The following is an 18,706-nucleotide window of genomic DNA, read 5'->3' on the forward strand; positions in this document are numbered from 1 at the left end:
AACCCGCGCGTCCGGTGACTACTTCCGCACGACCAGGACCGGGCACGACGCGTGGTGGACGACCACCGTGCTGACCGACCCGAGCAGCAGCCGGGAGAACCCACCCGAGCCCCGGGACCCGACCACCAGCAACTCGTGTCGCTCGGAGAGGTCGAGCAGCACTTCGGTCGCGGTCCCGGCGTACACCTGGATGTGCAGCACCCCGCCGAAGGACCGCCCGCGCGTCTGCTCGACGGCCTCGACAAGGTCTTGTACGAATTGCCGCAACTGATCGGCGGCATGCACCAGTTCCTGCCCGTGGACGGTTCCCGACGCCGCCCCCGCGTACGGCTGCGCAACCGGACCCGCAGCGACAACGTGCAACGGCAGTCCCCGCAGCTCTGCTTCGGTCATCGCCCAGTCCAACGCCTTGCGGGCCGACTCCGAGTCGTCGACTCCGACGACTACGCCGGGGGTTTCTTCCTGCGCCATTGGTGCTCCCTCACGCCTGTTGCCAGTGTGGCCACAAAAGCGAAGGACCTTTACCGCAGGCGGGAAGATATATCCGTTTCACGGGTATTTAGTAGGGAAAGTTCACCCGATCGCCCAGGGGCCGGCATGGACGCTCCGGACACGACCTGCCCAACGACGGCTTCGTCCCACGTATCCGGCACCCTCCAGCGGCCTGCACCATACTGGAATTGGCTTGTGTACGGCGAGGAGAGCATCCAGTGACCGCTGTAAGCGAAGACATTCCCACCACCACACCACCGCCCACTGATCTTGTCGAGATCGCCCGTGCGATAGAGCTCTCCACGGGGCTCAGCACGGAGATCATCGACGGGGAGATCACCATCTCAGCCGCCCACATCAGCCGTCACACGCTGATTCTCAACAATATCCACCAGCAGATCATCGAAGCCTTCGGCTGGACCCGCTGGGTGGAGTTCCGCGACAGTTATGCCAGCCACCGTGACAGTGCCGGAGCCCCTCAACCTCAAACTGGACACCAGCACGTGGTGACAGGAACGGACGGGAGCTGGACGCCGGGATCCGGCAGCCAGCACCCAACCGGGTAGCGCGAGTTGCTCAGATGCCCAGCGATCTGCCGATGATCTCCTTCATGATTTCGTTCGTGCCGCCGAAGATCGGCTGGACGCGGGTGTCGATGAAGGCCTTGGCCACCGGGTATTCCAGCATGTAGCCGTAGCCACCGTGCAGTTGGAGACAGCGGTCGACCAGGCGCTTCTGGAGGTCGGTGCACCACCACTTCGCCTTTGCGGCGCCGACCGCGTCGAGGTCGCCGTTGAGGTGGCGCATGATGCAGTCGTCGAGGTAGGTCCGGGCGATCTCCACCTCGGTGTCCATCTCGGCGATTTCGAAGCGGGTGTTCTGGAAGCTGCCGATGGGCTGGCCGAAGGCCGTGCGGGTCTTCACGTACTCAAGGGTGTGCGCGAGCACGGTCTCGCAGCCGGCCACCGCCGCGGCGGCGATGCCCAGGCGCTCCTGCGGGAGGTTGTGCATCAGGTGGTAGAACCCACTGTTCTCGGTCCCGAGCAGGTTCTCGACCGGAACGCGGACGTCATTGAAGAACAGTTCGGCGGTGTCCTGCGCCTTCATGCCGACCTTGTTGAGGTTACGGCCGCGCTCGAAGCCTTCCATGCCGCGCTCGACGACGATCAGGCTCGTGCCCTTCGACGCCTTCGCCGACGGGTCGGTCTTGGCCACCACGATCACCAGGTCACTGTTGATCCCGTTGGTGATGAAGGTCTTCGCGCCGTTGAGGACGTAGTGGTCACCGTCGCGCTCTGCCGATGGCGCGCCTCCGGCACGACGCGCCGTGGTCCGTACGCCCTGAAGGTCGCTGCCCGCGCCCGGTTCGGTCATCGCGATGGCCGTGATGAGCTCGCCCGAGCAGAAGCCGGGCAGCCAGCGCTGCTTCTGCTCCGGGGTGCACAGCTCGTTGAAGTACGGTGCGACGACCTCGTTGTGCAGGCCGAATCCAGGGCCTGAGGCGCCCGCGCGGATCATCTCCTCGGACAGCAGTGCGTAGTAGCGGAAGTCCTTGACCCCGCCGCCGCCGTACTCCTCGTCGACGTCGATGCCGAGCAGGCCCTGTTTGCCGGCTTTGCGCCAGACTTCGCGGTCGACGATGCCGGCCTGCTCCCACTCCTCGTGGAACGGTGCGATCTCCCGCTGCACGAACTCCCGGGCGGCTTCGCGGAATGCGATGTGCTCGGGCTCCAGATGACGGTCCCTCATCAGCGGTCTCCTCCGTACAGGGGCTGTGGAGTGACTGCAAGGGGCATCCACCCTGCGGCCACCCAGACCGTACGTCGTCGGACCGCAAAGCGGTAGAGCGTTCAGCTACCCACGGGTAAAGATCTCCGTGTTCGGCGGATCAGGCCACCGCGGTCAACCGGCCGCCCACCGCCGGTGCGGCGTTCCAGCGGCACACCTGGCCGGCTGACACCGCCCGCAGCCACACCTCCGCGGAGATCACGTCGGCCAGCGCGCCCAACGGGACGGGCGGCGCGGCGGAGATGCCCTTGGCGCTGTCATGCCCGGAGATCACCGCGTGGCCCAGGATCTGCTGCAGCGCGCCGGGTTGGATGATGCCCAGTTCCGCGAGCATCGGCTGCCGCAGGAGCTCCCGCAGCTGTTCGGAGTTGGCCCGCAGGCCGCGCAGTTCACTGGCGGTGTAGTCGCCCTTGCCGACCTGGTCGAACAGCACCCGCGGCACCACCGGGTCGAGCGCTGCGTGCAGCAACGCCCGTGGACCGTCGCCGCGTTCGCGGGCCCAGGCCGGGACGGACATCGCGGCCCGGACGACTTCGGTGTCCAGGTACGGCGACTGGAGGTGGATCCCGCTGGGTTCGGCGAGCTGTTGCAGGGCCCGTTGCCGCTCGCCCGCCCGGCGGACGGCGACCCACGCGGAGCGGTCCCCCGGGTGCTGGTCCATCGTCTCCCCTTCGGCGGCCAGTCCGCGCAGCGCGCGGGCGACCTGGCGGCGGGCGTCAGGGGTGGCCCAGTCGGCGCCGGGGCCCGGGGTGCACCACGCGAGCAGCGGCGGACGCGCCGACTGGCGGGGGTCGTCGAGTGCGGCGGCGGTTCCGGTCAGCGCCTGCGCGAAGGACGTCCGGGCGAGTTTCCGTACGGCGGACACGAGTTCGCTGGTCGGCAGGCCGGTGAGCCGGGCCCAGGCGCGGGCGTGCTGGGCCGCGCGCAGCCGGTGGCCGTCGCGCACGAGGTCGGCGAGGTAGGTCAGCGGGACACCCAGGACGGCGTCACCGCCGTAACCGGTGACCTGCATGTCGATGCCGCAGTCGCGGGCGACGGCGAGCAGCCGGTCGGTCCGCGCCCAGGTGGTGAGACTCTGGTCGGGGTCGTCGGGCACAACGCCGGGGAGCGATTCCAGGCCACTGTACGGAAGGCAGTCGTCGTCGGCCGGCACGAGCAGGTGCCGCAGTCTGGCGGAGGCGGTGGCGATCCTGGCCGCGCACTCCGGGTCGTCGGGGGCGGCCGGGTCCTGCCAGGTCAGCGCGAGGATGTCGCGCCCCGCCGAGCGGGCGGCGAGCAGCGCGATCGCCGCTGAGTCCCGGCCGCCGGACAGGTCGGTGGCCGGGTGCTCCGCCGCCTTGACCCGGCGGTCGACAGCTGTGGTCAGCGCCTCGCGGAGGGCGACGGCGGCACCCGTGAAGTCCCGCGCGGCGGACTGCTCGTGCAGTCGGGTCACGGCCTTGCCGGTCGCGCCGAGCTCCAGGGTGTGGCCCGGTTCCAGGCGGTCCACACCGGCGAACATCGATCGTCCGGCGGTAAGTTCGGGAACATCGGGGCAGATGAGCCGGGCCCCGAGCAGGTCGCCCGCGAGGGACGCGCGGGTGAGATCGGCGAGCGGGAGTGCCTGCGAGGCGAACACCGTCCCCTGGCCGATGGGAGTGAAGAAGACCGGCCGCAGTCCGGCCAGGTCGCCGAGCACCAGCGTGCGGCGGCCCAGCTTGAGCACCACGTTGTAGCTGCCCGCCCAGCAGGTCAGCGAGCGGATCCCGCCGCCGCGCGCCGCCGCCATGCCGACCCGCAGTTCGGTCTCGGTGGCCCGACAGTGCCCGAGCACCGCCATCTTCACGGTGCCGCGTTCCAGGATGTGGACATCGGTGTCCGGCCAGTCCCCGATCAGCCACAGGGCGTCCGGGCCGTCCCAGAGGGGACGCGCTCCGGCCGGGGTGGGGGCTTCTGCTCCAGCGGTCGTACCGGCGAACCATCGCATCTTCGACTCGACCCCCTCGGGCAACACCACGGACTTGAGCGGCTATCCCCAGCGAAGCAAGGTAAGGCATACCTGACTAGAGCTCAAGGACCGGCGCACGGGCGCACCCCAGGGGCGTGGACCCGTTCAGCAATACCCCGGAAGCCTCAGACATCTTCCGCAGAGTACCTAAAGCCCAGCACGCGTTCGGCCTGTCGCCGTATTTTCTGATGTACCGCCAGATGTCCTGTACGGAACGCTTTCGGCTGACTTTTCTCTTACCGCAAGGTGACCCTCCGGTTACGCTGGGCAGAATGGAGGGCCGCTGACCGGGGGAGTTCCATGCGCGACAGTCCACAAAGCGAAGATCCGCCGTCAGGGCCTCCGCCTATCAGCACCGCGCCGCGCCGCGCGCCCAACACCCTGCTCGGCGATCTGCTCACCGACATCGGCGTCAGCAACGCGGGCCTCGCCCGCCGGGTCAACGACCTGGGCGCCGTCCGCGGCCTGACCCTGCGCTACGACAAGACCTCGGTCGCCCGCTGGGTCGGCAAGGGCATGACCCCGCAGGGGCCCGTCCGCCATCTGATCACCGCCATCCTCAGCGACCGTCTGGGCCGGCCGGTCTCACTCGCCGAGATCGGCCTGGACGAAGACACCCCCGCCGACCCGGTACTGGGCCTGTCCTTCCCCCGCGACCTGGCCGAGGCCGTGCGCGGGGCCGCCGAACTGTGGAGGCACAACCACGTGGACCGCCGGGAGTTCCTCTCCGGGACGTTCGCCGTCGCGGCGTACGCCGTCCCGATGGGCCGCTGGCTCATCGCCCCCGCCGACGCCCGCGCCGAACACCTCGGCTCGGACCGCCAGGTCGGTCACAACGACGTCCAGAAACTTCGCGAGGCGGCCGACGAGGCCAGGCGTTGGGACAGCAAGTACGGCGGCGGCGACTGGCGGGCCTCGATGGTCCCCGAATGCCTGCGTACGGAAGCCGCTCCACTGATCCAGGGCACCTACGCGGACAGCGTCGGCCGCTCCTTGTTCGGCGCGGCCGGGGAACTGTCCCGCCTCGCCGGGTGGATGGCCTACGACACCGGCCAGCATGAAGTCGCCCAGCGCTACTACATCCAGGCCCTGCGCCTGGCCCGCGCGGCGGCCGATGTGCCGCTCGGCGGCTACATCCTGTCGTCGATGAGCCTGCAGGCCGTCTACCGGGGCGACGCGGACGGCGCGGTGGACCTCGCGCAGGCCGCTGTCGAACGCAACCGCGGCATCGCGACGACCAGGGTCATGGGGTTCCTGCACCTGGTCGAAGCGCGCGCACACGCGCGGGGCGGGGGCGCCCGCCTGTGCGCACAGTCGCTGAACGCCGCCGAGGCCTGCCTGGAACGGGCCCGCACCGGCGACGACGACCCCGAGTGGATCGACTTCTTCTCCTACGACCGGCTGTGCGCCGACGGCGCCGAGTGCTACCGCGACCTCAAGATGCCGGACCAGACGCTGCGTTTCACCGCGCAGGCGCTGGCCGGGCGCAGCGAGTCGTTCATGCGCTCACACGGCCTGCGGCTGGTCGTCGGAGCCCAGGCCGACCTCCAGGCGGGCGATCTGGACGCGGCCTGCGCGGGCGGCACCCAGGCGGTCGAGGTCGCGGGCCGGGTGAGTTCCGAACGTCACAAGTCCTACGTACGCGACCTTTTGACGGGTCTTCAGAAATATCAGAACGAGCCACGCGTCAAGGAACTCCAGGAGAAGGCCAGGACTGTTGTCGCCCTGAGCGGATAGAGCACCGCATAACCTTAAGCACATGCTGAACTTCGACGTGGTCGTGATCGGTGGCGGGATCGTGGGACTCGCCACGGCGTACGCGATCACCGAAAGCAGTCCGGAAACCTCCGTGGTGGTCCTGGAGAAGGAAACCGCCTGGGCCCGGCACCAGTCAGGGCGCAACAGCGGTGTCATCCACTCGGGGCTCTATTACAAGCCAGGCTCGCTGAAGGCCAGGTTCACGGTCGAGGGCGCCCGGCGCATGATCGAGTTCTGTCGGCTGTACGGGATTCCCCACGACGTCGGCGGAAAGATCGTCGTAGCCACTGACGCCGCGGAACTCCCGCGCCTCAAGGACCTGTTGGGCCGAGGCGAGGCCAACGGCGTGCCGGTCAAGGAGCTGACCGCCGCCGAGGTGCGGACGTACGAGCCGCATGTGCGCGCGATCGCCGGGCTGCGCGTCGGCACCACCGGGACCGTGGACTACAGCGAGGTGTGCCGCACGCTGGTCGATCTGCTGCACCGGCGCGGGGTGTCGCTGCGGACGGGCTCCGCGGTCGTCGACATCGCCGTCCACCAGCGCGAAGTGGTCGTGCAGACGCGGCTCGGCGAGGTGCGCGGCAAGGTCCTGGTGAACTGCGCTGGGCTGTACAGCGACAAGATCGCCTTGCTGGCCGGTGACGAGCCACCGGTGCGGATCGTGCCGTTCCGCGGGGAGTATTACGAACTGGCCCAGCACCGGCGGGGGTTGGTCAACGGCCTGGTGTACCCCGTACCCGACCCGGCGTTTCCGTTCCTCGGGGTGCACCTGACCCGGGGCATCCACGGTGATGTCCACGTGGGCCCGAACGCGGTCCTGGCACTGCGCCGCGAAGGTTATTCGTGGGGCAGTGTGTCGCCGCGCGAGCTCGCGTGGACGCTGGCCTACCGGGGCACGTGGAACGTTGCGAAGAAGCACTGGCGCTACGGCACCGGCGAGGTGCTGCGGTCGGTGGCCAAACCCGCTTTTGTGCAGGCCGTGCAGCGCATTCTCCCGGCCGTGCGGTCCGCAGATCTCGTGCGGGCCGGTTCCGGTGTGCGCGCGCAGGCGGTCACGCCGAAGGGCGACCTTGTCGACGACTTCCTGATCACCGGCGGCGACCGGACCGTGCACGTGCTCAACGCGCCCTCCCCGGCGGCCACCGCCGCGCTGCCGATCGGTGACGAGATCGCGGGCCGGGTCCTTGAGCGGCTCGGCCTGAAGCGGCTGGGGGGCTGAGCGCGTAAAGTCCGGAGCAGTCCAGCCGGAGGAATGGGACAGACCATGCGCGAGGCCGACGAGACAGTCCGCAGGCAGCTGGAAGTCATCGAGGTGCTCCGTGAAAGCGGACGGTTCGAGGGTGTGACGTTCGAGGGCACCATGGACGGCCTGATCATGATGTCCACCGGGGATCACGCCCACCGGCGCATCCGGCACGGCATCGCCAAGCAGCTCGAGGCCCACGTCCCCGCCCGCTGGGAGGTGGACACCGGTCAGGAGTTCCAGGCGGTCTCCGGCTTCGGCCGGGTTCCTGACCTGTTCGTCGCGGCGATAGACGAAGTCGCGCCCATGGCCGGCCTGCGGGCCGCTTCCTTCTCCGGGGTGCGGATGACCCTGGAAGTCACCTCCAAGAGCACCCGGAATGTGGACCTGAAGGACAAGGTCCGGGACTACGGGCTGTCCGGCGTTCCCGTGTACATGGTCGTGGACCGGAAGAAGGCCGAGATCCTGGTCTACTCCGAACCCGGGTCGCTCGGCTACGGCCCCCCGCTGAAGTACTCCATCGGCGACAAGGTCTGGCTGCCCGATCCCATCGGGATCTCGGTGGACACCGAGTTCATCAAGGAACATCTCCAGGAAGACCGCGCGGAAGACGCCAAGGACCGCACGCAGGACGATCAACCGGGGTGACCAGCCGGTTTATCCTGGGTCGGTTATGACTTCCCCTGTTGAGGCCCCCGAGGCCGCCGTCGCCCTGTCCACCAGTGGTCCCGCGAAGCCGCTGCCACTCGGCGCCGTGCGCAGCTATCTGCCGCGGCGGGGCCGGATCACCGTCGCCCAGGAAGGCGCGATCGACCGACTGTGGGCCGCGTACGGCCTGCGGATCAGGGACACCGAAGGCCTGATCGACCTGGCCGCGCTGTTCGGCGACGACAAGCCGGTGGTTGTCGAGATCGGCTTCGGTATGGGCGACGCGACGGCCGCGATGGCGGCGGCCGAGCCCGGGGTGAACATCCTCGCCATCGACGTGCACACACCCGGCCACGGCGCGCTGCTCAACCTCATCGAGCAGCAGGGCCTGACGAACATACGTGTAGTCGAGGGTGACGCGGTGGAGTTGCTCCGTGACCACCTGGCCGAGGGGACGTGCGCGGGGCTGCGCGTCTACTTCCCCGACCCGTGGCACAAGTCCAGGCACCACAAGCGGCGGCTCGTCCAGGGCCCGTTCCTGGACCTTGTCGTGTCGAGGCTGCGGCCCGGCGGGACCGTGCACTGCGCGACCGACTGGGCACCGTACGCGGAATGGATGCTGACGGCGCTCGACGCCGAACCCGGCCTGGAGAACACCGCCCCAGGCGGTGGTTACACCGACCGCCCGGACTGGCGTCCGGTGACCAAGTTCGAGCGACAGGGACTGGCCAAGGGCCACGCGGTCGCTGATCTGGTCTTCCGCCGCATCTGAGCTCTCGGCCTTCCTCCCTGCAACTACAGTCTTTCCATGGACATGCAGTTGCGACCGGTGACCGCAGACGGGCCGGGTTACATATCCGGCGGCCCCGCGCAGGCGCAGCTGGAACCCGCGAAACCGTCGGCCTACAAACGGCTGCGGGGCCTCCTCGGTGAGTCCAGGACGCAGGTCGGCGGCCTCGCCCTGTGCCTCCTGGTGTGCGGGATCGTGCTCGCGGTCATAGTCGGCCGCCGCACCGGCGGCGCCGGGCTCGCCGTCGGAGCGCTGCTCGCGGTCGTCCCCGTGCCGCTGGTGGTCGGGGCGTTCCTGTGGCTGGGCCGGGCCCGCCCGCAGCCCTGGCGGGACCTCCTGTTCACGTTCGCGTGGGGCGGCTGCGCGGGCGCGCTGGTGGCGCTGCTCACCAACACCTGGTCGTACGAATTCCTCGCGAAGTCCTCCGGCGAGGACACCGCCGAGACGCTCGGCCTGACCGTCGTCGCGCCGCTCATCGAAGAGGCGGCCAAGGGCGCGGCGGTGCTGATCCTGCTGATCGCCCGCAGGCGGTGGATCCGCGGCCCGCTCGACGGGCTCATCACGGCGGGCGTCAGCGCCGCCGGGTTCGCGTTCACCGAGAACATCCTCTACTTCGGCCGTTCGTTCAACGACGGCGAGATGTCCGACACCCTGGTGGTCTTCCTGGTCCGGGCGATCATGTCGCCGTTCGCGCATCCGCTGTTCACCGGGTCGCTCGGGCTCGCGGTGGGCTTCGCCGTGACCATGCGCAGCCGCTGGCTGGCGCCGCTGACCGTGCTCGGCGGCTACGTCGTCGGGGTCGGGCTGCACTCGGCGTGGAACGGCTCGGCGCTGGCCGGTACGGCGTTCCTGCTGGTGTACATCCTGGTGATGCTGCCGATCCTGGCCGGGATGATCACCGTTGCGGTCCTGGTGCGGCGGCGGCAGTTGCGGGCGGTGGCCGATCAGCTGCCCTGGTACGCCCAGGCCGGCTGGTTCGCGCCGCACGAAGTGGGCGTCCTGTCGTCGATGGCGGACCGGGCCAGGGAGGTCCGGGCCGCGCGGGTGCTGCTCGGTCCCGCCGGGGTGCGGGCCGTACAGGCTTATCAATGGGACGCGACCGCGCTCGCGGAGTTGCGCCGGCAGGCGGCCGGGGGCCGACCCGCGACCAACCACGCGGCGGAGGAGCACGAGTTGCTCGCGCGGTTGTCGACCGTACGGCCTTATCTTTCGACTGTCCTGCACACGACCTTGCCGACACCGCGCCGGCAGCCGGCTCCTTGGGCTGGGGCGCAGTGGCAAGCGGCGCAGCGGCCGGGCGCGCAGTGGCAAGCGGCGCAGTGGGCGCAGACGCCGTGGGGCCCGACGCCGACTGGTCAGGCACCGACCGGTCAGGCACCGACCGGTCAGCCGCCGTGGTCGGCGATGCCGCAGCCGGGCGGCCCCGGGCGGCGGCAGTGGTCGCAGCAGACGTACGTGGTTCCGGCGCAGCCGGGTCCGTACACAGTGCCTAATGCGCAGGTGCGGCCGGCCGCTCCGGAGAACCCGTACATGCGACGATGAGGGCCCGTTCACGCCAGTCCTGGAGAGATCCGCCGCCGTGCACATCACCGCCAGCTACGTACCGACCGCCAGCGACATCGCCGACGGCGTGCTTGCCTTCCGGCGCGGGCTCTTCCGCGGTGTGACCCTTCTCGGCGGCCTGCTGGTGGGCGGCGGCATCGCCCTGTTCGCGGGCAGCCTGTTCGGCGGCGGGATCTCCTGGCCGCCGTTCGCATTCCTGGGCTTCGGCGTCGCCCTGATCGGGCTTCGGGTGTGGGCGCCGATCATGGCGGCCCGGCAGAACAAGCACATGTACGGCAATGTCTGCGATCTGGTGCTGACCGATAAGGCATTCCAGTCGACCATCGGCGGCAGGGCCACCGAGGTGGAATGGAAGCGCTTCCGCAAACTGCGGGAAGTCGACGGCCAGTGGACCCTCGAATTCAATCCGGGTCAGGCGATCACCGTACCGGCGCGGGTGTTCAGCGCCGCCGAGAACGCGCAGATCCGGGAATTCTTCCTGACCAGGCCCTACGCCCGCCGCTGACGCTTCGTCGAGCCAGCGGCTGAGGCTGCCACGCAGCCGTGCGGTTCAGCTCTGCTGCACTGCCCGGACGCCGATGATCAGGCCGGAGAAAATGAGGACCAGCCCCAGGATGGCCCCTGCGGTGACCGCTGCGGTGACCGCTGCGGCGAGCATCCGGCCGAATGCGGTGACGATCTTCTTGCAGTTGGCGGTCAGGATGAACGTGATGATGATAAGCATTCCAAGGGTCACTGCACACACTCCTTAATAGGTGGCATATTCAGGAGACATATCCTCGAATGCGTCGTCCTGGTGAAATACAGTGTGTGAGGAATGCCCGCCTACCCGCCAGTAGCGGAAGTGCCGCGACTACTGAAGCGGCGGAAACCGTGGAACCGATCGGCGGGTGATCCGGTTTCAGTTCGTTCAGCGGTCTTCCTGAGTTCCTGAACCGGTGTCAGCCGGAAAAGACTCACTCCACCGACTACCGACGAGTAATCGCCCGCACCACGCGGAGTGAGGTGTCGTGCGTCTCCCCGCGTGATCGGTGTGGTCCCCCGGTGTCAGGGCAGGAAAGCGGAGTGACAGGCGGGTACTGAGCGGCTGAGGCCGACGCGTGTTACATGTTGAGAATCGCGCGGCCGCTGTCCGGATGGTCCGCGCAGCGGTTTTCGTCGCGGTTGTGCGAGTCAGTCCGTACGGCCTGACCTGGAGGAATGCATGCCCGAACTGTTCATTGGCGGCCGCTGGACGGCCGCCGCAGAAGGGCAAAGCCGGGACATCCGGTGTCCGGCGGACGGCAGCCTGGTCGCCCGGGTGGACGAAGGCGGAGCGAAGGATGCCGCCGCGGCGGTCGCCGCCGCCCGCGATGCGTTCGACCACGGTCCGTGGCCGCACACCCCTGCGGCGGACCGCAGCGCTCTGCTGCTGCGCGTCGCCGAGTTGCTCGTCCGGGACAAGGACGCGTTCGCCCGCGCGGAGTCCCTCGACACCGGCAAGCGTCTGGTGGAGTCGGCGTACGACATGGACGACATCGCCAACTGCTTCCGCTACTTCGGCAACCTGGTCGGTGCCGGCGGCCCGGACCGGATGATCGACACCGGCAACCCGGCCGTGGACAGCCGCGTCGTCCACGAGCCGGTCGGCGTCTGTGTGCTGATCACCCCGTGGAACTACCCGCTGTTGCAGACGGCGTGGAAGGTCGCTCCGGCGCTCGGCGCGGGCAATACGTTTGTCCTCAAGCCCAGCGAGCTGACTCCGCACACCGCGGTCATGCTGATGCGCCTGCTTCAGGAGGCCGGGCTGCCGGACGGTGCCGCCAATCTTGTGCTCGGCACAGGGCCCGCCGTCGGCGGGCCGTTGACCGAGGATGACCGGGTCGACCTGGTGTCCTTCACCGGGGGCCTGGCGACCGGTCGGCGCATCATGGCGGCGGCGGCTCCCACGGTGAAGAAGGTGTGCCTCGAACTCGGCGGCAAGAACCCCAACATCGTCTTCGCTGACGCGGACTTCGACACCGCCGTCGACTACGCCCTGATGGCCGTCTTCCTGCATTCCGGGCAGGTCTGCTCGGCCGGTGCCCGGCTGCTGGTCGAGGACTCCCTGCACGACCGCTTCGTCGACGAACTCGTCGCCCGTGCCGGGCGCATCCGGCTCGGCGGCCCGTTCGACGAGGACGCCCGTACGGGACCGCTCATCTCGGCCGCGCACCGGGACAAGGTCGAGGCGTACGTCGCCGGCGGCCTCGCGGAGGGTGCCGTGCTGCGGCTCGGCGGCGCGCGCCCTGACGATCCCGCGCTCGCCGACGGCTTCTACTACCCGCCGACGGTCCTCGACGAGTGCACTGCGCAGATGTCCGTGGTGCGCGACGAGTCCTTCGGCCCCGTGCTGACGGTCGAGCGGTTCCACGAGGAGGCCGAGGCGCTGGCGCTCGCGAACGACACCGTCTACGGCCTGGCCGGGGCGGTCTGGACGACGGACGAGGCCCGTGCGCAGCGCGTCGCCCGCGGTCTGCGGGCCGGAACCGTGTGGATCAACGACTTCCATCCGTACGTGCCGCAGGCCGAGTGGGGTGGCATGAAGCAGTCGGGTACTGGTCGCGAGCTGGGCCCCGCGGGACTGGCGGAGTACACCGAGGCGAAGCACATCTGGCGGAACACCGCGGCTGAGCCGCAGCGCTGGTTCGACTGACCGCGCGGCGCGCTTCCACTCCGTACGACCGGGCCTGGCCCGTGCTTGCCCGGACCACTTCCGCTCCGGCCGCACCCGCCGTTACGCCGCTGCCCGTACGACCTCAGGAGAAATTTGCCGGTCGACATATCCACCGCGCCCGCAGCATCCAAAGCAAGTACGTCCGATGACGAGGCGCTCACCGAACTGGGCTACAAGCCCCAACTGAAGCGCACACTGGGCAACTTCCACACCTTCGCCGCCGGGATCAGCTACATCTCGATCCTCACCGGCACCTTCCAGATGTTCTACTTCGGCGTCAGCTTCGGCGGGGCGGCCTACTGGTGGTCCTGGCCGATGGTCTTCCTCGGACAGTTGATGGTCGCCCTGTGCTTCTGCGAACTGGCCGCCCGCTACCCGGTCGCCGGCTCCGTCTACAACTGGGCGAAACGCATGGGCGGGCCGCACGTCGGCTGGCTGGGCGGCTGGCTGATGACCGTCGCGAGCATGGTGTCGCTGGCCGCTGTGGCGCTGGCCTACCAACTGACTCTGCCGCAGATCTCCAGCGTGTTCCAGATCGTCGGGGACGGCACGGGAAAGTACGACCAAGCCGCCAACGCCGTGCTGCTCGGCACGATCCTCATCGTCTTCACCACCCTGGTGAACGCCTTCGGCGTGAAACTGATGGCCACCATCAACTCCGCCGGTGTGGTCATCGAGCTGATCGCCGCTGTCCTGCTGATCGGGCTGTTCGCCGCGCACATGACCCGCGGCCCGAGCGCCCTCGTGGAGACCCAGGGCTTCGGCGCCGGACAGGACCTCGGCTACTTCGGCGCGTTCCTGACCGCTTCGCTGGCCTCCGCGTACGTCATGTACGGGTTCGACACCGCTTCCTCACTCGGTGAGGAATCCCTCGACCCGGTCCGCAACGCCCCCCGCGCCATCCTGCGCTCGCTGTTCGCCTCCTTTGTCCTCGGCGGCCTCATCCTGCTCTTCGCGCTGCTGGCCACGCGCGACCTGAGCGCCCCGGAACTCGCCGAGCACGGACTCCAGTTCGTAGTCAAGGACACCCTCGGCGAGGCGGTCGGGCAGGCCTTCCTGTGGTGCGTCGTCATCGCGATCACCGTCTGCGCCCTGGCCGTACAGACCGCCGGGATGCGCCTGATCTTCGCGATGGCCCGGGACAACAACCTGCCGGGCGGCTCGAAACTGGCGAAGGTCAGCCCGCGGTTCAAGACTCCGGTCCTGGCGACCGTCCTGATCGGCGTTGTGGCGATCGCCATCCTGGCCGTCAACATCAACCAGCCGCAGATCTTCACCACGGTCACCAGTATCGCGATCGTCGTCATCTACGTCGCCTACCTGATGGTCACCCTGCCGATGCTGAAGCAGCGGCTGCGCGGCACCTGGACGCCGCGGCCCGGCGGGTTCTCGCTCGGCCGCTTCGGGCTGCCCGTCAACATCATCGCTGTCCTGTGGGGCACCTTGATGACCGTCAACCTGCTGTGGCCCAGGGCCGAGGTCTACAACGCCACCGGGCCGCAGCACTGGTACCTGCGCTGGGGCGCGGTCCTCTTCGTCGTTGCCGTGATCCTCGGCGGCTTCGGCTACTACTGGTTCGTCCAGCGCAAGAAGACCGGCGTACTCGACGAGCACCGCGCGGAACCGGCTACCGAAGCCACAAAATCCCTGTGAGGACGACAATGAACCAAACACCAGACCACACAGATGAGTTCGACTACGTGATCGTCGGCGGCGGCACCGCGGGGAACGTCGTCGCCGCCCGACTGAGCGAGGACCCGACGGTCACCGTGTGCGTTCTGGAGGCGGGCCCGTCCGACGTCGGCGACGACAACATCCTGCGGCTCGACCGCTGGATGGGCCTGCTTGAATCCGGCTACGACTGGGACTACCCGGTCGAACCGCAGGAGCACGGCAACAGCTTCATGCGGCACTCCCGCGCCCGCGTCCTGGGCGGTTGTTCCTCGCACAACTCCTGCATCGCCTTCTGGGCACCGGCCGAGGACCTCGACGGCTGGGCGGCGGCGGGTTGTACGGGCTGGAGCGCCGCCGAGGTCTACCCGCTCTACAAGCGCCTGGAGAGCAACGACGCACCCGGCGACCACCACGGCCGCAGCGGGCCCGTGAAGATCCGCACCATCAAGCCCAACGACCCCTGCGGCAGCGCGCTGCTTGCGGCCTGCGCCCAGGCCGCCATCCCCACCACCACGTTCAACACCGGTACGACGGTGATCCGCGGCGCGGGCTGGTTCCAGATCAACTCCGACGAGGACAACACCCGGCAGTCCTCCTCGGTCGCCTACCTCCACCCGGTCATGGGCAACCGGCCGAACCTCGACGTACGGACGGGGGTCCGGGCCAAACGCCTGCTCATCGATGAGAACCGCCGCTGTACGGGCGCCCAGTACCTCGACCCCGACCTGATCCACACCCGCACGGTCACCGCCCGCCGCGAGGTCATCGTCAGCTGCGGGTCGATCGACACCCCCAAGCTGCTCATGCTCTCCGGCATCGGCCCGGCCGAGCACCTGCGGGAGGTCGGCGTCGACGTCGTCCTCGACGCCCCCGGCGTCGGCGAGAACCTCCAGGACCACCCGGAGGGCGTGATGATGTGGGAAGCGAAGCAGCCCATGGTGACCACCTCCGACCAGTGGTGGGACATCGGCATCTTCGCGGACACCGAACCCGGCCTCGACCGCCCCGACCTGATGTTCCACTACGGCTCGGTGCCGTTCGACCTGAACACCTACCGGCACAACTACCCCACCAGCGAGAACGCGTTCTGCCTGACGCCGAACGTCACCCGCGCCCGGTCGCGCGGCACGGTCCGGCTGCGCACCCGCGACTTCCGGGACAAGCCCAAGGTCGACCCGCGGTACTTCACGGACGAGCACGACGTGCGGGTGATGACGTACGGGCTGCGCCTGGCCCGGGAGATCGCCGCCCAGTCCGCGCTGGCGGGCTGGGCCGGCGCGGAACTCGCCCCGGGGCCCGATGTCCGTACCGACGACGAGTTGCGCGACTACATCTCCAAGACCCACAACACCGTCTACCACCCGTCCGCGACGGTGAAGATGGGTGCGGCGCACGACCGGATGGCCCCGCTCGACCCGCGCCTGCGGGTCAAGGGAATCCAGGGGCTGCGGGTCGCCGACGGCTCGGTGATGCCGGATCTCATCACGGTCAACCCGTGCATCACGACGATGATGATCGGCGAGAAGTGCGCCGACATGATCAGGGAGGACGCCGCCGGGTGAGCGGTCCGGGCTCCGGTCCGGCGGGCGGGCGGGCGTTGCTGACACTCATTCAGATCAGTCCGGACCGGACCTGATCCGATGGTCGTTGGTGGGTAAACGCACTCACCAGGGGGGTAACGTCCGCGCATGAGCCCACCCTCGGGCGAAAACGCCTACCTCAAGCAGGTACTGGAACGCCTTGACTGGAGTTGCGAGAGCTTCGCGACCCGGATCAACACGTACCTGACACCAAACCGGCGCATCAACCCGACGACCCCGTACGGATGGCGGGACAAGGGACGCCTGCCCCGGGATCCGCGGGTGGCCAGGGCCGCGTGCGAAGTGCTGACGAACGCCGTGGGCAGCCCGGTCACCCTGGACGATCTGGGCTGGGGCGGACTGCGGCGGAAGTCGGGGTCCGACCGGGAGGCGCAACAGCCGCCCATGGACGGCCCGTGGACCGCGGACAACGCCCTGCGGGCCCTGAACTCGCTGCTGTACGTCCAGCTCACCCGGAACGTCGACCTCCCGTCCGGGGACCCGTTGCTGAACGCGGTGCTCCCGTGGATGGAGAAGGCCGACGTGCCGCCCCCGGCGTCCGGGAAGGCCCGGGTCCCGGGCACGTTGACCGCCGACCTGGTCCAGGCCACCCGTGCCGATATCCGGATGGCCGAACGGCTGGGCGGCGGCGCGATGTTCCGGACCGTACGCGAACGCCTCCGGCTGACGGTGGCGCTGCTGCGGACCGGGGCGTACGAGAACGACACCGGCCTGCTGCTGTTCAGCATCGCCGCCGAACTCGCCCGGCTGACCGGCTGGTGCCTGCACGACCGCGGTGAGGCCCTGCCCGCGCAACGGCACTACCTGGCCGCGTTGCGGGCCGCCCACGTGGCCGGTGACCGGGTGCTCGGCGCGGACATCCTCGGCTGCCTGTCCAGCACGATGTTCTTCGCCGGGCACCGGTTCGACGCCATGCAGCTGGACGGGATCGGCAGCGAAGGCGCGGCGGGACTGCTGCCGCCGCAGACCCAGGCCACCCAACGGGCCAGACTCGCCCGCTTCCACGGCGAAGTGGGCAACGCGGAGGGCCTGCGGGCCGCCAGCGACCTCGCCTACTCGTTGATCAACCAGCCGCTCCCCGATCCGCTGCCGCTCTGGGGTGTGCGTCACGGCCTGCAGTACATAGACGGGCTGATCGGGCACGCGCACATGCTGCTCGGCGACTTCCACGAGAGCGAGGAACTGCTAGAGCGCGGGATCGTGGAATGCCCGCCCGAACGGCTGCGGGACCGAGCGCTGATGCTGTGCCGGTTGGCCAGGTGCCGCCTCGAACTGGACCGCCCCGACGACGCTAGGCAGGCCGCCGACGAGGCGTACGCGCTGGTGGACTGCGGCCTGGACTCGCCGCTGGTCATCGACGCTTTGCAGGAGTTCGACGGGCGGTGGGCCGCGCGCTACCCGGGACGCGGGGCGTCCGACCGGTGATCTGACCACTCCGCCGGCCGTTCCGCTGGTCGTGGAACAGGTCCGGCAGTGCCGGGGCCACCGGGTGCACTTCGTAGTGTCCGGTGGCGCGTTCGGCCCGCTCGACGTCGATCTGACGCTCAATCATCACTTCGAGCAGGCTCCAGCCGCAGCCGAGCAGGCAGAGCGCGCCGAACAGCACCGCGGGGATCCAGACGTCGGCGTCGGCGATCACACCAAGCGCGGCGACCATCGCGGCCACCAGTGTCACCGCGAAGAATACGAACGCGCGGGCTGCGGCGGACCGGGCCGCTTCGGGAAATTCCTTGCGACGGGGCATTGGGATCCCCCTGGGTCTTCGGTGGGTGGATACAGCATCCAGTGCTCGCTGTCTGCCCTGTGTAAGGGTTCGCACACCTGATGCACACTACCCGCCCGTCCCCGAACACCGGTTCCCGCCCGGGGGAACTGCGGCGGCTGATATACGTATCTTTCCAATAACACTGTCGGCTTCGCCCCGATGTGTCATGCGCCGATTGACACGTCCAAGGCTTCCCGAGGAAAGGGGCATCAGGTGATCCGGTACCGGATCCGGGTGGACTTCTACCAGGACGTATCCCCGGAACGCCCGCCCACCGGCTATGTCGGCTCCCTGCTGTCGGGCGACTTCGCCAGCCAGGCGATGCCCCGTGGCGGGGATTCGATCTCAGCCATCCCGGTCGGCGGCGCGCACATCCACCCGTGGACCGGCGGTCCGTACATGATCGTGCACCGGGTCGAGCACCACCCGGTGCCCGTGGACCTCGAAGGGCACGTCGTGGACTGGTGGGAGAACTACCCCACCCCGTCCGTGCACGCGGTCCTCAACGCCGAGTGGCCGGCCGAGGAGTCCGACGAGCACCAGCTCATGGACCACTTCGCGGCCCAGGGCTGGAGTTCGTTCCCGGCGGGCGAGGAGAATCCGTTCCTGCCGGCGGGTGTGGCTGCGAGCTTCTGAGCCTCCCGTACGACCGATGCCGGGCGCCGTCCTTACGGACGGCGCCCGGCATCGGTCGTACGGGAG

The 18,706-nt window shown here is 69.1% G+C and carries 17 protein-coding genes; 12 read left to right on the forward strand and 5 right to left on the reverse strand.

Annotated features, from left to right (window positions below):
- Positions 1–18: 18 nt before the first annotated feature.
- The gene (locus AC0Z36_RS14815; protein ID WP_485463321.1) at positions 19–471 is read right to left on the reverse strand and encodes a universal stress protein; all 453 of its coding nucleotides are present in this window, start codon (positions 469–471) and stop codon (positions 19–21) included.
- 239 nt (positions 472–710) lie between these two features.
- Between AC0Z36_RS14815 and AC0Z36_RS14820 the strand changes: the two genes are divergently transcribed.
- Positions 711–1,058: a hypothetical protein gene (locus tag AC0Z36_RS14820; RefSeq protein ID WP_485463322.1), complete on the forward strand. Its 348-nt coding sequence runs from the start codon at positions 711–713 to the stop codon at positions 1,056–1,058.
- Positions 1,059–1,068: 10 nt separating this feature from the next.
- On the opposite strand, the gene AC0Z36_RS14825 is transcribed toward AC0Z36_RS14820, so the two are convergent.
- Entirely contained in the window at positions 1,069–2,241 is a 1,173-nt protein-coding gene (locus AC0Z36_RS14825) for an acyl-CoA dehydrogenase family protein (protein WP_485463323.1), read from the reverse strand.
- A 139-nt stretch (positions 2,242–2,380) separates the two neighbouring features.
- Positions 2,381–4,276, reverse strand: coding sequence for an albusnodin/ikarugamycin family macrolactam cyclase (locus AC0Z36_RS14830; protein WP_485463324.1), 1,896 nt, complete (start codon positions 4,274–4,276; stop codon positions 2,381–2,383).
- A gap of 291 nt (positions 4,277–4,567) precedes the next feature.
- Here AC0Z36_RS14830 and AC0Z36_RS14835 point away from each other — a divergent pair, with 291 nt between their 5' ends.
- Genes AC0Z36_RS14835 through AC0Z36_RS14860 form a run of 6 tightly spaced genes read left to right on the forward strand, consistent with a single transcriptional unit; the run spans position 4,568 to position 10,774 of the window.
- The gene (locus AC0Z36_RS14835; protein ID WP_485463325.1) at positions 4,568–6,004 is read left to right on the forward strand and encodes an NsdA family TPR-like regulatory protein; all 1,437 of its coding nucleotides are present in this window, start codon (positions 4,568–4,570) and stop codon (positions 6,002–6,004) included.
- 22 nt (positions 6,005–6,026) lie between these two features.
- A complete protein-coding gene (gene lhgO, locus AC0Z36_RS14840) occupies positions 6,027–7,244 on the forward strand; it encodes an L-2-hydroxyglutarate oxidase (protein WP_485463326.1) in 1,218 nt (405 codons plus the stop codon).
- Positions 7,245–7,277: 33 nt separating this feature from the next.
- Positions 7,278–7,916 (forward strand): Uma2 family endonuclease, encoded by a 639-nt coding sequence (locus AC0Z36_RS14845; protein WP_485463327.1) that lies wholly within the window; start codon positions 7,278–7,280, stop codon positions 7,914–7,916.
- A gap of 25 nt (positions 7,917–7,941) precedes the next feature.
- Entirely contained in the window at positions 7,942–8,688 is a 747-nt protein-coding gene (gene trmB, locus AC0Z36_RS14850; protein WP_485463328.1) for a tRNA (guanosine(46)-N7)-methyltransferase TrmB, read from the forward strand.
- Between the two features lie 36 nt (positions 8,689–8,724).
- Positions 8,725–10,248 (forward strand): PrsW family intramembrane metalloprotease, encoded by a 1,524-nt coding sequence (locus tag AC0Z36_RS14855; protein WP_485463329.1) that lies wholly within the window; start codon positions 8,725–8,727, stop codon positions 10,246–10,248.
- Between the two features lie 37 nt (positions 10,249–10,285).
- Positions 10,286–10,774, forward strand: a complete 489-nt coding sequence (locus AC0Z36_RS14860) for a YcxB family protein (protein WP_485463330.1) — start codon at positions 10,286–10,288, stop codon at positions 10,772–10,774.
- Between the two features lie 45 nt (positions 10,775–10,819).
- On the opposite strand, the gene AC0Z36_RS14865 is transcribed toward AC0Z36_RS14860, so the two are convergent.
- Positions 10,820–10,993, reverse strand: a complete 174-nt coding sequence (locus AC0Z36_RS14865; RefSeq protein WP_485463331.1) for a hypothetical protein — start codon at positions 10,991–10,993, stop codon at positions 10,820–10,822.
- Between the two features lie 480 nt (positions 10,994–11,473).
- Here AC0Z36_RS14865 and AC0Z36_RS14870 point away from each other — a divergent pair, with 480 nt between their 5' ends.
- The 4 genes from AC0Z36_RS14870 (at position 11,474) to AC0Z36_RS14885 (ending at position 17,664) form a co-directional block, all read left to right on the forward strand.
- Entirely contained in the window at positions 11,474–12,943 is a 1,470-nt protein-coding gene (locus AC0Z36_RS14870; protein WP_485463332.1) for an aldehyde dehydrogenase family protein, read from the forward strand.
- Positions 12,944–13,057: 114 nt separating this feature from the next.
- Complete coding sequence (locus tag AC0Z36_RS14875) at positions 13,058–14,617, forward strand: APC family permease (protein WP_485463333.1); 1,560 nt, start codon at positions 13,058–13,060, stop codon at positions 14,615–14,617.
- A gap of 8 nt (positions 14,618–14,625) precedes the next feature.
- Entirely contained in the window at positions 14,626–16,200 is a 1,575-nt protein-coding gene (locus AC0Z36_RS14880) for a GMC family oxidoreductase (RefSeq protein ID WP_485463334.1), read from the forward strand.
- Between the two features lie 126 nt (positions 16,201–16,326).
- Entirely contained in the window at positions 16,327–17,664 is a 1,338-nt protein-coding gene (locus tag AC0Z36_RS14885) for a tetratricopeptide repeat protein (protein WP_485463335.1), read from the forward strand.
- Here the strand turns inward: AC0Z36_RS14885 and AC0Z36_RS14890 are convergent.
- Positions 17,591–17,983: a hypothetical protein gene (locus tag AC0Z36_RS14890; protein ID WP_485463336.1), complete on the reverse strand. Its 393-nt coding sequence runs from the start codon at positions 17,981–17,983 to the stop codon at positions 17,591–17,593. The two genes, AC0Z36_RS14885 and AC0Z36_RS14890, sit on opposite strands and share 74 nt — an antisense overlap.
- A 234-nt stretch (positions 17,984–18,217) precedes the next feature.
- Between AC0Z36_RS14890 and AC0Z36_RS14895 the strand changes: the two genes are divergently transcribed.
- Complete coding sequence (locus AC0Z36_RS14895; RefSeq protein ID WP_485463337.1) at positions 18,218–18,640, forward strand: hypothetical protein; 423 nt, start codon at positions 18,218–18,220, stop codon at positions 18,638–18,640.
- The last annotated feature ends 66 nt before the right edge of the window (positions 18,641–18,706 follow it).

This window comes from Kitasatospora sp. UYEF31, assembly GCF_057291755.1.